We start from the raw sequence: 15,451 nt of genomic DNA, 5'->3' as shown, positions 1-15,451 counted from the left end.
TTTGCGGTCAGGAGTTGGGGATCAGGGTGTACTTCGTGGACAGGTACTCGTGGATGCCCTCGGCGCCGCCCTCGCGGCCGACACCGGACTGCTTGACACCGCCGAACGGAGCGGCCGCATTGGAGACGACGCCGACGTTCAGGCCCATCATGCCGGTCTCCAGCGCCTCGATCATGCGGTGCCCGCGTCCGAGGTCCTCGGTGAACACGTACGACACCAGGCCGTACTCGGTGTCGTTGGCCAGCCGCACGGCCTCTGCCTCATCGGCGAAGGTCGCGATGGCGAGCACCGGTCCGAAGATCTCCTCGCGCAGGATGTCGCTGCCGGCCGCGACGTCGGTGATGACGGTCGGCTCGTAGAAGGTGCCCGCACCCTCCAGCGCGTTGCCGCCGGCGAGAAGACGTGCCCCGCGGTCGACGGCGTCGCCGACGAGCTGCTGCGCCTTGCTGACGGCATCCGCGTCAATCAGGGGGCCGATGGTCACGTCGTCCTCGGTGCCTCGACCGATCTTCATGGCCTTCACCCGCTCGGCCACCCGGCTCGCGAACTCCTCCGCCACCGCCTCGTGCACGATGAAGCGGTTGGCGGCCGTGCATGCCTGGCCGATGTTGCGGAACTTCGCGAGCATCGCGCCGTCGACGGCCTTGTCCAGGTCGGCATCCTCGAACACGACGAAGGGCGCGTTGCCGCCCAGCTCCATCGACACGCGCAGGATGCCGTCGGCGGCCTGCGCGATGAGCTTGCGGCCCACCTCGGTCGATCCGGTGAACGACAGCTTGCGCAGCCGGGGGTCGGCGATGACCGGTGCCGACAGGGCGCTCGAGCGCGAGGTCTGCACGACGTTGACGACACCGGCGGGCAGGCCGGCCTCTTCCAGCAGCTTCGCGAAGAAGATGGTCGTCAGCGGCGTCAGTGCCGGGGGCTTCACGACCACCGTGCAGCCCGCGGCGAGCGCCGGCGCGATCTTGCGCGTCGCCATCGCGAACGGGAAGTTCCACGGCGTGATGAAGAACGAGGGACCCACCGGGCGCTGCGAGACGACCATGTGGCCGGTGCCCTCGGGATTGCTGCCGTAGCGCCCGTCGATGCGCACGGCCTCTTCGCTGAACCAGCGCAGGAACTCCCCGCCGTAGACGACCTCACCACGGGACTCGGCCAGCGGCTTTCCCATCTCGAGGGTCATCAGCAGCGCCAGGTCCTCCTTGTGCGCCTGCACCAGATCGAAGGCGCGGCGGAGGATGTCGCTGCGGGTGCGCGGCGGCGTGGCCGCCCACTCCTGCTGGACGGCGACCGCGGCGTCGAGGGCGCGGATGCCGTCGGCCGGCGTGGCATCGGCGATCGATGCGATCACGTCGCCGGTCGCGGGGTCGCGCACGTCGAAGGTGCGCTTCTCCTCGGCATCGGTCCACTTTCCGCCGATGAAGAGGCCGCCCGGGACGCGTGCCAGCAGTTCCTGCTCGTTCGATGCGAGTGTGCTCATGATCCGTCTCGATTCTGAAGAGGGGTGGAGAGGTTGTCGGCCGCGATCCGAGATCCCCCGACCGGGATCGCGGCCGACGGTCTAGGGGCGGGCGTTCGCGAGGGCGGCGGCGATCACGTCGAGGCCCTCGTTCAGCAGGTCGTCGCCGATGGACAGCGGCGGGAGGAAGCGGATGACGTTGCCGAACGTGCCGCAGGTGAGCACGACGACGCCCTCGGCGATGGCCGCCTTGGCGACGGCGCCGGTGAGGGCGGCATCCGGAGCGCCGGTGGCGGGGTCGACGAACTCGGCGGCCATCATGGCGCCGTGTCCGCGCACCTCGCCGATGCGGGGATCGGATGCCTGGATCGCGGTCAGCCGGTCGCGCAGGATCGCGCCGATCCGCTGCGCCCGCTCGACGAGTCCGTCGTTCTCGAACGCGTCGATGGCGGCCAGCGCGGCGGCGCACGCGACGGGGTTGCCGCCGTACGTGCCGCCCAGGCCGCCGGCGTGGGCGGCGTCCATGATCTCGGCGCGGCCGGTGACACCGGCGAGCGGGAGGCCGGCGGCGATGCCCTTGGCGGTGGTGACGAGGTCGGGCTCGATGCCGAAGATCTCACTGGCGAACATCGCACCCGTGCGGGCGAAGCCGGTCTGCACCTCATCGGCGATGAAGACGACGCCGTTGGCGCGGCACCAGGCAACGATCGCGTCGAGGAAGCCGTCGGCGGGGACGATGAAGCCGCCCTCGCCCTGGATCGGCTCGATGATCACGGCGGCCAGGCTGTCGGCGCCGATCTGCTTCTCGATGAGGGTGATGGCGCGCTGCGCGGCTTCGGCTCCGCTGAGTCCGTCGCGGTAGGGGTACGAGGCGGGGACGCGGTAGACCTCGGGTGCGAACGGGCCGAAGCCGGCCTTGTACGGCATCGCCTTGGCGGTCAGCGCCATGGTCAGATTGGTGCGGCCGTGGTAGCCGTGGTCGAAGGCGACGACGGCCGGTCGACCGGTGTGCTTGCGGGCGATCTTGATCGCGTTCTCGACGGCCTCGGCACCCGAATTGAACAGGGCGGTCTTCTTGGCGAAGGTGCCAGGGGTGAGGCGGTTCAGCGCCTCGGCGACCTCGACGTACGACTCGTAGGGCGAGACCATGAAGCAGGTGTGCGTGAACTGCGCGGCCTGGGCGGCGATCGCCGCGGCGACCTTCGGGTGCGCGTTGCCGACGCTCGTCACGGCGATGCCGGAGCCCAGGTCGATGAGCGAGTTGCCATCGGCGTCGAGGATCACGCCACCGCCTGCGGCGACGACGGAGACGGGCATGGAGTGCGCGACGCCGGAGGCGACGGCATCCGACTTGCGGGCGAGGATCTCCGCCGAGCGCGGGCCGGGCAGCGGGGTGACGATGCGACGGACCTGCTCGAGGGTGGGTCCGCCGACGGGGATCGAGGTGGTCTCGTCGATGAGGGTCATGAGGCGAGGCTACGTCGCCCGCCCGGCGAAGTCTTTCGCCGCGTCGTACAATCGAAGTGCAGAATCCGCCGAGTTGTACAAGAGGAGGTGGCGCCGTGGAACCGTCTGCTGCACCAACCCTGCGCACCCTGCTGAGTCACGCCGAGCTTCGGCTCTCGCTGGTCACCCCCGAGGATGCGCTGGAGTCGGATGCGCGGGACCGGGGCGTTCTGGACACAGGCGTCCTGGACAAGGAGGTGCAGTGGGTGCACAACTCGGATCTCGTCGATCCGACCCCGTTCCTCTCCGACGGGCTCCTGCTGCTGACCACCGGCTCGCAGTTGGGCGACCATGACGAGAGGGCCGCGGCGGATTACGTCGCCCGGCTCGTCCGCCGAGGCGTGCTGGCCCTCGGGTTCGGTTCAGGCGTGCACCGGCAGGGCGTGCCCGACGAGCTCATCGCCGCATGCACCGAGATCGGCCTCGCCCTGTTCGAGGTGCCCTACGACATCCCGTTCCTGGCGATCGCGCGCGTGCACGCCGGCGCGATCGCCGCGCATGCCTACGCCCGACGCACCTGGGCACTGGAGGCGCATCGCGCACTGGCGGTCGCCGCGCTGCGGCCACGCGGACTCGAGTCGGCCCTGTCGGAGCTGTCCCGCCGGCTCGGATGCTGGGTGGGCCTGTTCGATGCGAGCGGAGCACTCGCGCATCAGCATCCGTCGTCCGATTCGGAGCAGACGGATGCCGTCGCCGGCGAAGTGGCCGCACTGCTCGGCCGCGGAGGCTCGGCGAGCCGCACCGTCGAGGACGGCACGGAGGCGTTCACGATCTTCACGCTGGGGCGCACCGGACAGCTGCGCGGCGCACTCGCGATCGCCGCGGCCGCGCTGGACCCCGAGACCAGGGCGGTGGTCAGCTCGGTGATCGCGATGGCCGGTCTGGCTCTGGAGCAGAATGAGCAGCTGGCCCGGGCGCGGCGCCGCCTGCGCACTCAGGTGCTCAGCACGCTGCTCACCGACGATCCGGCGCCCGCTCGGCGCGTGCTCGGATCGCTTCCGCCCGCCCCTGTCGTGGTGGCGGTCGCCGAGACGGACCGCCCCGGCACGGTGATCGACTGGTGGGACCGCCTGGACGGCGGCGCCTTCGTCGCCGAGAGCCCCGAGGTGCTCGTGATGTGCGTCGGAGCCTCGCAGGCCGGGATGCTGGATCGACTCGCGGGTCGGTTCGCGCTGCGGATCGGGGTGTCGGATGCCGTGGACTACGCCGCCTTCTCGCGCGCGCACGCCCAGGCGCTCACCGCGCTGCGGCGGGGCGGTGCGGGCGTGACGCGGTACGCCGATGCGACGTCCGGCGGCGTGCTGGACGCGCTCGACACCGAGGAGGCCCGCCTGCTCGCGCGTTCACGCCTCGCCCCGCTGCATGCCGATGACCCCGCGACCGGTGCCGACCTGGCGCGGACCCTGCGTGTGTGGCTGGAGCACGACGCGCACAGCGAGCACACCGCCGCGGCCCTCGGCATCCACCGGCACACCCTGCGCACCCGCCTGGCGCACGCCGGCACCCTGCTGGGGACCGATCTGTCGTCGTTCCCCGCGCGGGCCGAGCTGTGGGCGGCGCTGCACGCCGCGGGGTCGGGGGTCTGAGCGGCGCTCACGGGGTGCACCTTGACGCATCCGCGGTTCTGAAGCGACCATCTGCGACCCGCGAGCGGGCCGCAGCAGGCGTCAGATCACGAGCGCGTCGAGGAGCTGCGCGGCGGTGCCGACGAACTGGGGCCCGTGCCCGGGGACGATCAGCTGCTCGGGCAGCTCGCGCAGGCGCTCCAGGCTCGCCGGCGTCTGATCGGGCGCGTCGCTGAACGGGCCGATCGCGACGGCGTCGACGCCGGTGAGCACGTTGCGGGTGGTGATGGCATCGCCGACGAACAGCGCGTCGACGGCCGGCACGCGGATGGCGACGGAGCCCGGCGAGTGACCGGGCAGTCCGATGATCTCCGGGGCGCCGGGCAGGTCGAGCACGTCGCCGTCACGGAACGTCTGCACCTCGCCGATGGCCCGGATGCGCAGGCCGCCGCGCCGGAGCGTGACGGCGAGGAAGCGCAGCACGGCCCCGAGCCGCCAGGCCCCACCCGGGGCATGCGACTTCTCCTCTCCCCGGGCGCGCGCCGCGTCGGCCTCGTGCACGTGCACGGGTACCCCGTGCTCGCCGCGCAGCCACTCGGCGACGCCGATGTGGTCGCTGTCGCCGTGGGTGAGCACGACGCCGCGGATGTCGGACACGGTTCTGCCTGCGTCACTCAGCGCCCGTTGCAGGGCCGCGCGATCACCGGTGAGTCCGGCATCGATCAGGGTGATGCCGTCATCGGTGATCACGGCATGCATGGCGACCAGGTCGTCGCCGATCCGAAGGAGCTGTGCATTCATGACGGCTACGCTACATAGCCTTGAAGGCTAATGTCAATAGCCTTATGATCGAGGGGAGCCGCGAACGAAGGACGACCCCATGCCCGCACCTCTGCGCGTCAGTCAGGACGAGCTGATCGCCGCCATCCGTCGCATCGCGGAGCATGACGGCATCGACGCCGTCACCATGAGCTCGGTCGCGAGCGCCGTCGGAATGCGCACCCCGAGCCTGTACAAGCGCGCCGCGCACCGTCACGATCTGCTGCGCCTGGCCGCGGATGACGCCGCTCGCGAGCTGGTCGCAGGCCTCGCCGGCATCCCGGAGCCCGACGGCGACCCGGGTGAGGTGCTCGCACGTCTCGCCCGCGCGCTGCGCGCGTTCGCCGCGACCGCGCCGCGCATCTCGGCGCTGCTGTTCGCCGCCCCCTCCGAGGAGGCGGCACCTTCCCCGAGCGCTTCGGAGCCCCTGCTGAGACTCCTCCTGGCGGCTGTGGAAGCCGCGAGCCCCGGTGACCCGCTGCCCGCGGCACGCACCCTCACGGCCTGGATCTTCGGCTTCTCGACCATGGAGCAGGCCGGCGCGTTCCGGCTGGGCGGCGACGTGGACGATGCCTTCGAGTTCGGCCTCGACGCCGTGCTGCGCGCGATCGGCGTGCGCGGCAGCTGACACGCGCCGCCCGCTCGTGCACGTCGCGCGGAGAACTGCGCCTCCCGCGGCCCTACTCCCGGAATCCGCCCGCGGGAAGCGCACATTCCCGCCTCCGATCAGGTGGCGCACATGGCCGGATCCGCACCGGAGCATCCGACCATGTGGCGCACATGGCCGGTTGAAGCGCACGCGGCCTGCTCACGCACTCAGCGCGGCGCGTGCGCCTCGAGGAACTCGTAGACGTCCGTCGTGTCGACACCGGGGAACGAACCGGTCGGCAGCGTGGCCAGCAGTGTGCGCGGGGTGCGCACGTTCGGCCAGGACTGCTCGCGCCAGCGCTGCTCCAGCTCGGCGGGCGCACGGCGGCAGCATGTCTCGACGGAGTGCTTCGACACCCCGCGGTTGTTCGTGTCGCGGCCGACGAACCACCTGGTGTCGTCGAAGCGCACCCCGACGCTCACCGAGTGCAGTCCCTCACTGGACGGCTCCACGCGGGCTGTGCACCAGTAGGTGCCGTTGCCGGTGTCGGTGTACTGGTAGTACGGGTTGAAGCGGTCCTCGACGTCGAACACCTCCCGGCTCGTCCAGCGGCGACAGCACATCTGCCCCTCGATGGAGCCGAGACGGTCGGTCGGGAAGTTCACATCATCGTTCTCGTACGCCTTGGTGATCGTGCCCGACTCGTGCACCTTGAGGAAGTGCACGGGGATGTCCAGGTGCCGGGTCGCGAGGTTCGTGAAGCGGTGCGCGGCCGTCTCGTACGACACCGAATACGCATCGCGCAGATCCTCGATCGAGATCGCCCGGCGGGCCTTGGCCTCCTGCAGCACGGGAACCACGTGCGCCTCGGGAACGAGCAGCGCGCCGGTGAGGTAGTTGGTCTCCACCCGCTGGCGCAGGAATTCGGCGTAGCTGCGCGGCTCGCCGTGACCGAGCATCCGACTGGACAGCGCCTGCAGCACGGCCGTGCGCGCGTCGCCCTTGGCGGGGATGCTGCTGGACAGGTACAGCCGGCCGTTGGCGAGATCGGCGACGCTGCGCGTGGTCTGGGGCAGGTCGGGCGCGTAGTGCAGGGTGAAGCCGAGGTGGGCGGCGATCTCGGATGCCGTGCGCTGGGTCAGCGGTCCGCCCGGATGCTTCACCGCGGCGAGGATCTCCGCCGCCTTCGCCTCCAAGTCGGCGAAGTAGTTGTCCTGACTGCGCATGAGATGACGCAGCTCGACGTTCGCGCGGCGCGCTTCCTCGGGCGTCGCGGCGCGCTCGTCGCGGAGCCGCTCGATCTCGCCGTGCAGGGCGAGCATGGCGGTGAGCGCCTCGGACGGCACTGACTTCGCGATCCGGAACGGCGAGATGCCGAGCGCCTGGAACGTCTGTCCCTTCATGGCGCGCTCCAGAGCGATCTCCATGGTGCTGCGCTCGTCGAGCGGCTCGCCCTCGAGCAGCGCATCGATCGTCGTCCCCAGCGCACGGGCGATGGACTGCAGCTGAGTGAGCTTCGGCTCGCGCTTGCCCGTCTCGATCATCGAGACCTGGCTGGGTGCGCGATCGATGAGCGCGGCGAGCTGCTCCAGCGTCATCCCGCGCTCGGCGCGCAGCTGGCGGATGCGGCGCCCGATCGTGAGGGCATCGGTGTCTTCTGGGGCATCGGTGGCGACCATGCGGGCGATTCTGTCACGAAAACAGAAATTCTGTCGAACTTCTCTCCCAATTTGGCAAGGAGTGTGCCGGAACTTCTCGCAGAGTGGATGCAAGCCACCCCGGCCCAGCGAACCATCGAATGCCGACACATCCGGTGCCGACCGACAACTCACGGAGGAGAAAGATCATGAGCATCCCCACTGCGTCTCAGACAGCCCCGATCCAGGCCGTCGGCACCGCCGTCGCCGGCATGGGCCCGGCTCTGCGCATCACCGGTCCGATGCAGGACCGGTTCGACGAGATCCTCACGCCCGAGGCGATCGCCTTCCTCACCGAGCTGCACCACCGCTTCGCCGGACGCCGCCACGATCGCCTCGCCGACCGGATGCGCCGCCGCTTCGAGATCGGCAACGGTCACGACCCGCGCTTCCGCGAGGACACCGCGCACATCCGCGAGGACGCCGACTGGCGCGTCGCCGGCGCAGGCCCGGGGCTGGAGGACCGCCGCGTGGAGATCACCGGCCCCACCGACCCGAAGATGACCATCAACGCGCTGAACTCCGGTGCCCGCGTGTGGCTCGCCGACCAGGAGGACGCGACCAGCCCCGTCTGGCGCAACGTCATCGGCGGCCAGCTGTCGCTGCGCGATGCCATCCGCGGCGAGCTGTCTTTCACCAGCCCGGAAGGCAAGGAGTACCGCGTCACCGCCGAGCGGACTCCCACGATCGTGATGCGCCCGCGCGGCTGGCACCTCGGCGAGAAGCACATCGACTTCACCGACCGCACGGGGCGCACGCTCTCGGCATCCGGCTCGCTGGTCGACTTCGGGCTCTACTTCTTCCACAACGCGCAGGCGCTGATCGATGCCGGCCGCGGCCCGTACTTCTACATCGCCAAGCTGGAGTCCGCAGAGGAGGCTCGGCTCTGGAACGACGTCTTCTCGTTCAGCGAGGAGTACATCGGCATCCCGCACGGCACCATCCGCGCGACCGTGCTGATCGAGACCCTGCCCGCCGCGTTCGAGATGGACGAGATCCTCTACGAGCTGCGCGACCACTGCGCCGGCCTGAACGCCGGCCGCTGGGACTACATCTTCTCGATCATCAAGAACTACCGCGGCCGGGGCGCCCGCTTCGTGCTCCCCGACCGCAGCGAGGTCACCATGACGGTGCCGTTCATGCGGGCGTACACCGAGCTGCTGGTGAAGACCTGCCACAAGCGCGGGGCATATGCCATCGGCGGCATGAGCGCGTTCATCCCGAACCGGCGCGACCCCGAGGTGACCGAGCGCGCACTGCAGAAGGTGTCCGCTGACAAGCAGCGCGAGGCCGCTGACGGCTTCGACGGCACCTGGGTCGCCCACCCCGACCTGATCCCCGCGGCGCAGGCCGAGTTCGACGCAGTGCTGGGAGAGCGCCCGCACCAGCTGGACCGGCAGCGCGACGACGTCGAGGTGACGGCCGAGCAGCTGCTCGATCTGCGCATCGGCCGCCCGATCACAGAGAAGGGCGTGCGCGAGAACGTCTCCGTTGCGATCCGCTACCTCGAGGCCTGGCTGCGCGGCCAGGGCGCCGTGGCGATCGACGACCTGATGGAGGACGCCGCGACGGCCGAGATCAGCCGCTCGCAGGTGTGGCAGTGGATCCACCAGGACCGCCGCACCGAGGAGGGCGACCTGATCACCGCCGGCTACGTGGAGCGCGTGATCGCCGAGATGCTCGCGCAGACGCCGCGCACCGAGGGCGACCGCTTCGACGCCGCTGCCGAGGTGTTCCGCGAGGTGGCGCTGCGCCCCGAGTTCCCGGCGTTCCTGACACTGCCCGCCTCGCGCTTCCTCACCGAGAACGACTGACGCCCCCACCCCAGAGAAGGACATGACATGACTGACTACCAGGACGACATCGCCGCCATCCAGGAGCTGAAGGGTGCGAACGGATCCGGCTGGAACGCCATCGACCCCGAATCGGCCGCGCGCATGCGGGCGCAGAACCGGTTCCGCACCGGGCTGGAGATCGCGCAGTACACCGCCGACATCATGCGCCGCGACATGGGCGAGTACGACGCCGACTCGTCGGTCTACACCCAGTCGCTGGGCGTCTGGCACGGCTTCATCGGGCAGCAGAAGCTCATCTCCATCAAGAAGCATCTGAAGACGACGAACAAGCGCTACCTGTATCTGTCGGGCTGGATGGTCGCCGCGCTGCGCTCCGAGTTCGGGCCGCTGCCCGACCAGTCGATGCACGAGAAGACGGTCGTCCCCGCGCTGATCCAGGAGCTGTACACGTTCCTGCGGCAGGCGGATGCCCGTGAGCTGGACCTGCTGTTCACCCAGCTGGACGCGGCCCGCGCGGCCGGCGACGAGACAGCCGAGGAGTTCATCCAGTCGCAGATCGACGGCTTCGAGACCCACGTCGTCCCGATCATCGCCGACATCGACGCCGGGTTCGGCAACCCGGAGGCGACCTACCTGCTCGCCAAGAAGATGATCGAGGCCGGCGCCTGCGCCATCCAGATCGAGAACCAGGTCTCCGACGAGAAGCAGTGCGGCCACCAGGACGGCAAGGTCACCGTGCCGCACGAGGACTTCGTCGCGAAGCTCAACGCGGTCCGCTACGCCTTCCTCGAGCTCGGCATCGACAACGGCATCATCGTCGCCCGCACCGACTCGCTGGGCGCGGGCCTCACCCAGAAGCTCGCCGTCACGCGCGAACCCGGAGACCTGGGCGACCGGTACAACTCCTTCCTCGACGTCGAGGAGATCGGCGAGAGCGAACTCGGCAACGGCGACGTGGTCATCAAGCGCGACGGGCAGCTGCTGCGCCCGAAGCGTCTGGCGAGCAACCTGTACCAGTTCCGCCCGGGCACCGGCGAGGACCGCGTGGTCCTGGACTGCATCACCTCGCTGCAGAACGGCGCGGACCTGCTGTGGATCGAGACCGAGAAGCCGCACGTCGAGCAGATCGCCGGCATGGTCGACCGCATCCGCGAGGTGATCCCGAACGCGAAGCTCGTCTACAACAACAGCCCGTCGTTCAACTGGACGCTGAGCTTCCGCCAGCAGGCCTTCGACGAGCTCGCCGCGGCGGGCCAGGACGTCTCGACGTACGACCGCGACAAGCTGATGAGCGTCGACTACGACGACACCGAGCTCGCCCGCATCGCCGACGAGAAGATCCGCACGTTCCAGCGCGACGGGTCCGCCCGCGCCGGGATCTTCCACCACCTCATCACCCTGCCGACGTACCACACGGCCGCCCTGTCGACCGACAATCTCGCCAAGGGATACTTCGGGGACGAGGGGATGCTGACCTATGTCCGCGACGTGCAGCGCCAGGAGATCCGCCAGGGCATCGCCACGGTCAAGCACCAGAACATGGCCGGCAGCGACCTCGGCGACAACCACAAGGAGTACTTCGCCGGCGAAGCCGCGCTGAAGGCCGGTGGCCAGCACAACACGATGAACCAGTTCAGCTGAGACCCTTCGACAGGCTCAGGGACCCATGGGTCGCTGAGCCGGGGCCCCGCGCCCCCGAGGCTCCGGTCGCCGCGTCAGCGGCGGCCGGAGTGGGGCGTGGGGATCGAAGCGCCGCCGACCGAGGAGACACCCATGACCGCGACCGCCGACCTGTACGACCTGCACGGCGACGCCCTGCAGTCCCTTTCCCTGCAGCTGCGCTCGTTCGGCGGCATCGCGCAGTTCGAGGGCCCGATCCGAACGGTGCGCTGCTTCCAGGACAACGCGCTGGTCAAGCAGGTCCTGCAGACACCCGGCGAGGGCGCCGTGCTCGTCGTCGACGGCGCCGGGTCCCTGGAGACGGCGCTGATGGGAGACCTGATCGCGCAGAGCGCGGTGGATGCCGGGTGGGCGGGCGTCATCATCCACGGCTGCGTCCGCGACAGCGTCGCGCTGGGGCGGATGCCGCTGGGCGTCAAGGCCCTCGGCACGAACCCGCGCAAGAGCGCGAAGGAGGGCGCCGGCGAGGTGGACGTCGTGCTCGAGTTCGGCGGCGTCGTCTTCCGCCCCGACGCGCGAGCGTACGCCGACGAGGACGGCATCCTGATCGAGCGCTGACGGATGCCGGCATCCGGCCCGCCCGTCTCGAGCCGGGCGTAGCCTGGGGCCATGCCCGACCACGCCGACCTCACGACCAGCGCCGACGTCACGACCAGCGCGGAACTCCTGAACAGCGTCATCGACGAGTTCCTGCACTCCTACGCGCACGGCGCGCGACTGGTCGCCGTGTCCAGTCCTGATCGCGATCGCTCCGCCGCCTTCGCCGCGCAGCTCGCGGCGGCCTTCACATCACGCGGCATCACGGCGACGTCGGTGACTCCGGATGCTCCGGATGCCGACACGCTGCGCTCCGAAGTGGTGGGACCCTTCCGCAGCGCACGCGCGAACGCGGTGCTCATCGTCGCGGGAGACGCGGGTCTGCTGGATGACACCCGCCGCGGCATGTGGCATTTCAGCATCTGGCTGCTGGCCGGCGATGAGAAGCCGCACACGGCGGCGACCGCACTCGTGGACGTCACCGATCCGCAGCATCCGTTCCGGCAGTTCGCGGACTACTGCTGACCGTTGCCCGCATTCCGCACTCGACCTCGTCTCAGCCCTCGAAGACGGACGCGCGCCCGGGTAGCATCTGAGGTGTGACCGAACGCGCACCCCTCTCCCGTAAGCTGTCCGCCATCGCCGAGTCCGCCACGCTCAAGGTGGACGCGAAGGCGAAGGCCCTCAAGGCCGAGGGCAAGCCGATCATCTCCTACGCCGCCGGCGAGCCCGATTTCGCGACGCCGCAGTTCGTCGTTGATGCCGCCGCCGAGGCCCTCACCGACCCGGCGAACTACCGTTACACCCCCGCCGCCGGCCTTCCGGCACTGCGCGAGGCGATCGCGGCGAAGACGCTGCGCGACTCGGGACTTGAGGTCTCCCCCAGCCAGGTGATCGTCACCAACGGCGGCAAGCAGTCCGTCTACCAGGCGTTCCAGACAGTCGTGAACCCCGGCGACGAGGTGCTGCTGCCGGCGCCGTACTGGACCACCTACCCCGAGGCGATCCGCCTGGCAGACGGCACGCCCGTCGAGGTGTTCGCCGGAGCCGACCAGGACTACAAGGTCACCGTCGAGCAGCTCGAAGCCGCCCGCACCGAGCGCACCACGGTGCTCGTGTTCGTCTCGCCCTCCAACCCGACCGGCTCGGTGTACACCGCTGCGGAGACGAAGGCGATCGCCGAGTGGGCCGTGGAGCACGGCATCTGGATCATCTCCGACGAGATCTACCAGAACCTCACCTACGACGGAGTGCAGGCCACCTCGGTCGTCGCAGCCGTCCCGGAGGCCGCGAACCAGACCATCCTCGTCAACGGCGTCGCGAAGACCTACGCGATGACCGGCTGGCGGGTGGGCTGGATGGTCGGACCCGCGGATGCCGTCAAGATCGCCGGCAACCTGCAGTCGCACCTGACCAGCAATGTCAACAACGTCGCGCAGCGCGGAGCGATCGCAGCGCTGAACGGCCCGCAGGACGAGGCCGAGAAGATGCGCCAGGCCTTCGACCGCCGCCGCCGTCTGATCGTCTCGGAGCTGTCGAAGATCGACGGTCTCGTGGTGCCGAACCCGCACGGCGCGTTCTACGTGTACCCCGACGTGCAGGGCCTGCTGGGCCGCACCTGGCCCACGAAGGACGGGGGCGGCGTCACGCCGACCACGTCGCTGGAGCTGGCCGACCTCATCCTCGAGCAGGCCGAGGTCGCGGTCGTCCCCGGCGAGGCCTTCGGTCCGTCCGGCTACATCCGCATGTCGTACGCGCTGGGCGATGACCAGCTGCTGGAGGGCGTGCAGCGCCTGCAGCGCCTGTTCGCCTCCTGACGCGTCCTGCATCCACCCGCGGGACCGGCGGGGACGGGGCTGGTGTCAGCCCTGATAGCCGATCAGCCAGCGCACGCCGTGGCGGTCCACGAGCGTGCCGTCGTGGTCGCCCCACGGCCGCTTCTGCAACGGGTCGATGACGGTGCCGCCCTCGGAGAGCGCGTCGAACCAGCCTGTCAGCGTCTCGGCATCCGCTGTGCCGAGCAGCGACAGGAACATCCCGCTCATGGAGACCGAGTCGTCCCCCGTCGCGGCGTCGGCCCCGGCGAGCTCGACGGGGCCGCCCAGCAGCATCCCGTGCGCGATCGCGTCCTCAGGACCGTCGGCGCGCCCGGACTGTGCGTAGGTGAACATGTGCAGTTCTCCGCCGAAGACCGCGGCGTACTGCTGCAGCGCATCCGCCGCGTCGCCGGGGAACAGCAGGTAAGGGACCAATCCGCTCATCCGGCGAGCGTACCCGACCGGACCTCGCCAGGGCTACGCCCCGCAGACGACGACGGCCGCCACCCGCGAGGGGTGACGGCCGTCAGAGGGATGCCGGTCAGGAGACCGGGATCACCGCGTACAGCAGCCAGGTGATCAGGAAGCCGGCGACGCCGAGCACCGTGGTCATCGGAGTCCAGGTGCGCAGACCGTCCTTCACGGAAAGGCCCAGGTAGCGGGTGACCACCCAGAAGCCCGAGTCGTTCACGTGGCTGAGGCCGAGGCTGCCGTATCCGATGGCGATCGCGAGCAGCGCGGTGTGGATGGTGTCCAGCCCGAGCGCCGAAGCCGCCGGCAGCAGCAGGCCTGCGGTCGTCACGATGGCGACGGTCGCCGAGCCCTGCGCGGCGCGCATGATCTGCGAGATGAGGAAGCCCGCCAGGATCAGCGGCATGCCCGTCGCAGCGAGTGTGTTCGCCACCGCGCCGCCGATGCCGGTCTCGGTGAGGATGCGGCCGAACGCGCCACCGGCACCGGTGACGAGGATGATGACGGCCGCCGAGGGCAGTGCCGACTCCATGACCTCGCCGAGGTGCGCGGGCGTCCATCCGCGACGGATGCCGAGGAAGTACATCGCCGCGGCGATCGCGACCATGAGGGCGAAGATCGGCTGGCCGACCAGGGTGAGCAGGCCGTTCCAGAACGAGCCCTTCTCGAACGCCGGCGCTACGGCGGTGCCGAGCATGATCAGCACGAGCGGCAGCAGGATGAGCCCGAGCACGGTGCCGGCTCCCGGCGCCTTCTCGCCCGCGCCGAGACCCGACGTGACCGTGGACTTCTCGGTGCCGAAGTTCTCGAACATCTCCTTCGTCGCTGCGATCATCGCGTACTCGCGGCGGTTGAGCCACTTGCCCACGAGGTAGGCGATCACGGCGAGCGGCACCGAGACCCCCAGCGCGAGGATCGTCACCCAGCCGATGTCGGCGCCGAGGATGGCCGAGCCTCCGACGATGCCGGGGTGCGGTGGCACGGCGACGTGCACGGCCAGCATGATGCCGGCGATCGGCAGACCGAACTTGATGGGGCTGAGCCCTGCCACCTTGGCGAAGGCGAAGATGATCGGGATCAGGATGATGAACCCGGCGTCGAAGAACACCGGGATCGCGAGGATGCCGGCGGCGATGACGAGCGCGATGCCGACGCGCTTCGGGCCCAGCCAGCCGGTGAAGCGACCGGCGAGTGAGTCGGCGCCGCCGGAGAGCTCGATGATCTTGCCGAGCATCGAGCCGAGCGCGACGAGCACGGCGACGGAGCCCAGCGTGCCGCCGACACCCGCGATGATCGCCTGGATGACGCCGAGCTTCTCAGGGACGTCGCCGTCCGCGGGGATCGTCGTGAGCGGGAGTCCCGCCGCGAGGCCGACGATGATCGACACCAGGATGAGGGCGTAGAACGCCTGCATCTTGAATCGGATGATGAGCAGGAGCAGCAGGCCGAGGCCCGCCAGGCCGATCAGGATGAGGATCGGAAGAGGAAGCATCTCTGGATCTCTTCTTTCAGTTG

General features: G+C 69.9%; 13 protein-coding genes. 7 read left to right on the top strand and 6 right to left on the bottom strand.

Annotated features, from left to right (window positions below; all coding sequences use genetic code 11):
• Nucleotides 1–7: 7 nt before the first annotated feature.
• Both QF046_RS16295 and gabT read right to left on the bottom strand, forming a co-directional pair.
• Nucleotides 8–1,480: an NAD-dependent succinate-semialdehyde dehydrogenase gene (locus tag QF046_RS16295; RefSeq protein ID WP_307371820.1), complete on the bottom strand. Its 1,473-nt coding sequence runs from the start codon at nucleotides 1,478–1,480 to the stop codon at nucleotides 8–10.
• Nucleotides 1,481–1,561: 81 nt separating this feature from the next.
• Nucleotides 1,562–2,926, bottom strand: a complete 1,365-nt coding sequence (gene gabT / locus QF046_RS16290) for a 4-aminobutyrate--2-oxoglutarate transaminase (RefSeq protein WP_307371818.1) — start codon at nucleotides 2,924–2,926, stop codon at nucleotides 1,562–1,564.
• Between the two features lie 95 nt (nucleotides 2,927–3,021).
• On the opposite strand from gabT, the gene QF046_RS16285 reads away from it, so the two are divergent.
• Nucleotides 3,022–4,551 carry a PucR family transcriptional regulator gene (locus QF046_RS16285; RefSeq protein ID WP_307371814.1) on the top strand — a complete coding sequence of 510 codons (1,530 nt, stop codon included), beginning with the start codon at nucleotides 3,022–3,024 and terminating at the stop codon, nucleotides 4,549–4,551.
• An 81-nt stretch (nucleotides 4,552–4,632) separates the two neighbouring features.
• Here QF046_RS16285 and QF046_RS16280 read toward each other — a convergent pair whose 3' ends face one another.
• On the bottom strand, nucleotides 4,633–5,331 hold the full coding sequence (locus tag QF046_RS16280; RefSeq protein WP_307371812.1) for an MBL fold metallo-hydrolase: 699 nt from the start codon (nucleotides 5,329–5,331) through the stop codon (nucleotides 4,633–4,635).
• Nucleotides 5,332–5,410: 79 nt separating this feature from the next.
• Here QF046_RS16280 and QF046_RS16275 point away from each other — a divergent pair, with 79 nt between their 5' ends.
• Nucleotides 5,411–5,977: a TetR/AcrR family transcriptional regulator gene (locus QF046_RS16275; protein WP_307371810.1), complete on the top strand. Its 567-nt coding sequence runs from the start codon at nucleotides 5,411–5,413 to the stop codon at nucleotides 5,975–5,977.
• Between the two features lie 188 nt (nucleotides 5,978–6,165).
• Here the strand turns inward: QF046_RS16275 and QF046_RS16270 are convergent, their stop codons facing one another.
• Entirely contained in the window at nucleotides 6,166–7,617 is a 1,452-nt protein-coding gene (locus tag QF046_RS16270; RefSeq protein WP_307371807.1) for a helix-turn-helix transcriptional regulator, read from the bottom strand.
• A 230-nt stretch (nucleotides 7,618–7,847) separates the two neighbouring features.
• Between QF046_RS16270 and aceB the strand changes: the two genes are divergently transcribed.
• The 5 genes from aceB to QF046_RS16245 all read left to right on the top strand — a co-directional run bounded on the left by aceB (nucleotide 7,848) and on the right by QF046_RS16245 (nucleotide 13,465).
• Nucleotides 7,848–9,449, top strand: a complete 1,602-nt coding sequence (gene aceB, locus QF046_RS16265) for a malate synthase A (RefSeq protein ID WP_307372886.1) — start codon at nucleotides 7,848–7,850, stop codon at nucleotides 9,447–9,449.
• Between the two features lie 27 nt (nucleotides 9,450–9,476).
• Entirely contained in the window at nucleotides 9,477–11,072 is a 1,596-nt protein-coding gene (locus tag QF046_RS16260; RefSeq protein WP_307371804.1) for an isocitrate lyase, read from the top strand.
• A 132-nt stretch (nucleotides 11,073–11,204) separates the two neighbouring features.
• Nucleotides 11,205–11,669, top strand: a complete 465-nt coding sequence (gene rraA / locus QF046_RS16255) for a ribonuclease E activity regulator RraA (protein WP_307371800.1) — start codon at nucleotides 11,205–11,207, stop codon at nucleotides 11,667–11,669.
• Nucleotides 11,670–11,720: 51 nt separating this feature from the next.
• Nucleotides 11,721–12,173 carry a hypothetical protein gene (locus tag QF046_RS16250; protein WP_307371798.1) on the top strand — a complete coding sequence of 151 codons (453 nt, stop codon included), beginning with the start codon at nucleotides 11,721–11,723 and terminating at the stop codon, nucleotides 12,171–12,173.
• Between the two features lie 74 nt (nucleotides 12,174–12,247).
• Nucleotides 12,248–13,465, top strand: a complete 1,218-nt coding sequence (locus tag QF046_RS16245) for a pyridoxal phosphate-dependent aminotransferase (protein ID WP_307371796.1) — start codon at nucleotides 12,248–12,250, stop codon at nucleotides 13,463–13,465.
• Nucleotides 13,466–13,510: 45 nt separating this feature from the next.
• On the opposite strand, the gene QF046_RS16240 is transcribed toward QF046_RS16245, so the two are convergent.
• Nucleotides 13,511–13,909 (bottom strand): VOC family protein, encoded by a 399-nt coding sequence (locus QF046_RS16240; protein ID WP_307371793.1) that lies wholly within the window; start codon nucleotides 13,907–13,909, stop codon nucleotides 13,511–13,513.
• 97 nt (nucleotides 13,910–14,006) lie between these two features.
• Complete coding sequence (locus QF046_RS16235; RefSeq protein ID WP_307371791.1) at nucleotides 14,007–15,428, bottom strand: GntP family transporter; 1,422 nt, start codon at nucleotides 15,426–15,428, stop codon at nucleotides 14,007–14,009.
• Between the last annotated feature and the right edge of the window lie 23 nt (nucleotides 15,429–15,451).

Source organism: Microbacterium sp. W4I4 (assembly GCF_030816235.1).
Lineage (GTDB): Bacteria > Actinomycetota > Actinomycetes > Actinomycetales > Microbacteriaceae > Microbacterium.
Note: the sequence above shows the minus strand (reverse complement) of the source record. Positions and strands in the feature narration are given on the sequence as shown.

What these genes read in the sequence shown, in the direction of transcription:
- QF046_RS16240 (WP_307371793.1), bottom strand. Translation starts at nt 13,909, where the DNA reads ATGAGCGGATTGGTCCCTTACCTGCTGTTCCCCGGCGACGCGGCGGAT.
- QF046_RS16270 (WP_307371807.1), bottom strand. Translation starts at nt 7,617, where the DNA reads ATGGTCGCCACCGATGCCCCAGAAGACACCGATGCCCTCACGATCGGG.
- rraA (WP_307371800.1), top strand. Translation starts at nt 11,205, where the DNA reads ATGACCGCGACCGCCGACCTGTACGACCTGCACGGCGACGCCCTGCAG.
- QF046_RS16260 (WP_307371804.1), top strand. Translation starts at nt 9,477, where the DNA reads ATGACTGACTACCAGGACGACATCGCCGCCATCCAGGAGCTGAAGGGT.
- gabT (WP_307371818.1), bottom strand. Translation starts at nt 2,926, where the DNA reads ATGACCCTCATCGACGAGACCACCTCGATCCCCGTCGGCGGACCCACC.
- aceB (WP_307372886.1), top strand. Translation starts at nt 7,848, where the DNA reads ATGGGCCCGGCTCTGCGCATCACCGGTCCGATGCAGGACCGGTTCGAC.
- QF046_RS16250 (WP_307371798.1), top strand. Translation starts at nt 11,721, where the DNA reads ATGCCCGACCACGCCGACCTCACGACCAGCGCCGACGTCACGACCAGC.
- QF046_RS16295 (WP_307371820.1), bottom strand. Translation starts at nt 1,480, where the DNA reads ATGAGCACACTCGCATCGAACGAGCAGGAACTGCTGGCACGCGTCCCG.
- QF046_RS16275 (WP_307371810.1), top strand. Translation starts at nt 5,411, where the DNA reads ATGCCCGCACCTCTGCGCGTCAGTCAGGACGAGCTGATCGCCGCCATC.
- QF046_RS16235 (WP_307371791.1), bottom strand. Translation starts at nt 15,428, where the DNA reads ATGCTTCCTCTTCCGATCCTCATCCTGATCGGCCTGGCGGGCCTCGGC.
- QF046_RS16280 (WP_307371812.1), bottom strand. Translation starts at nt 5,331, where the DNA reads ATGAATGCACAGCTCCTTCGGATCGGCGACGACCTGGTCGCCATGCAT.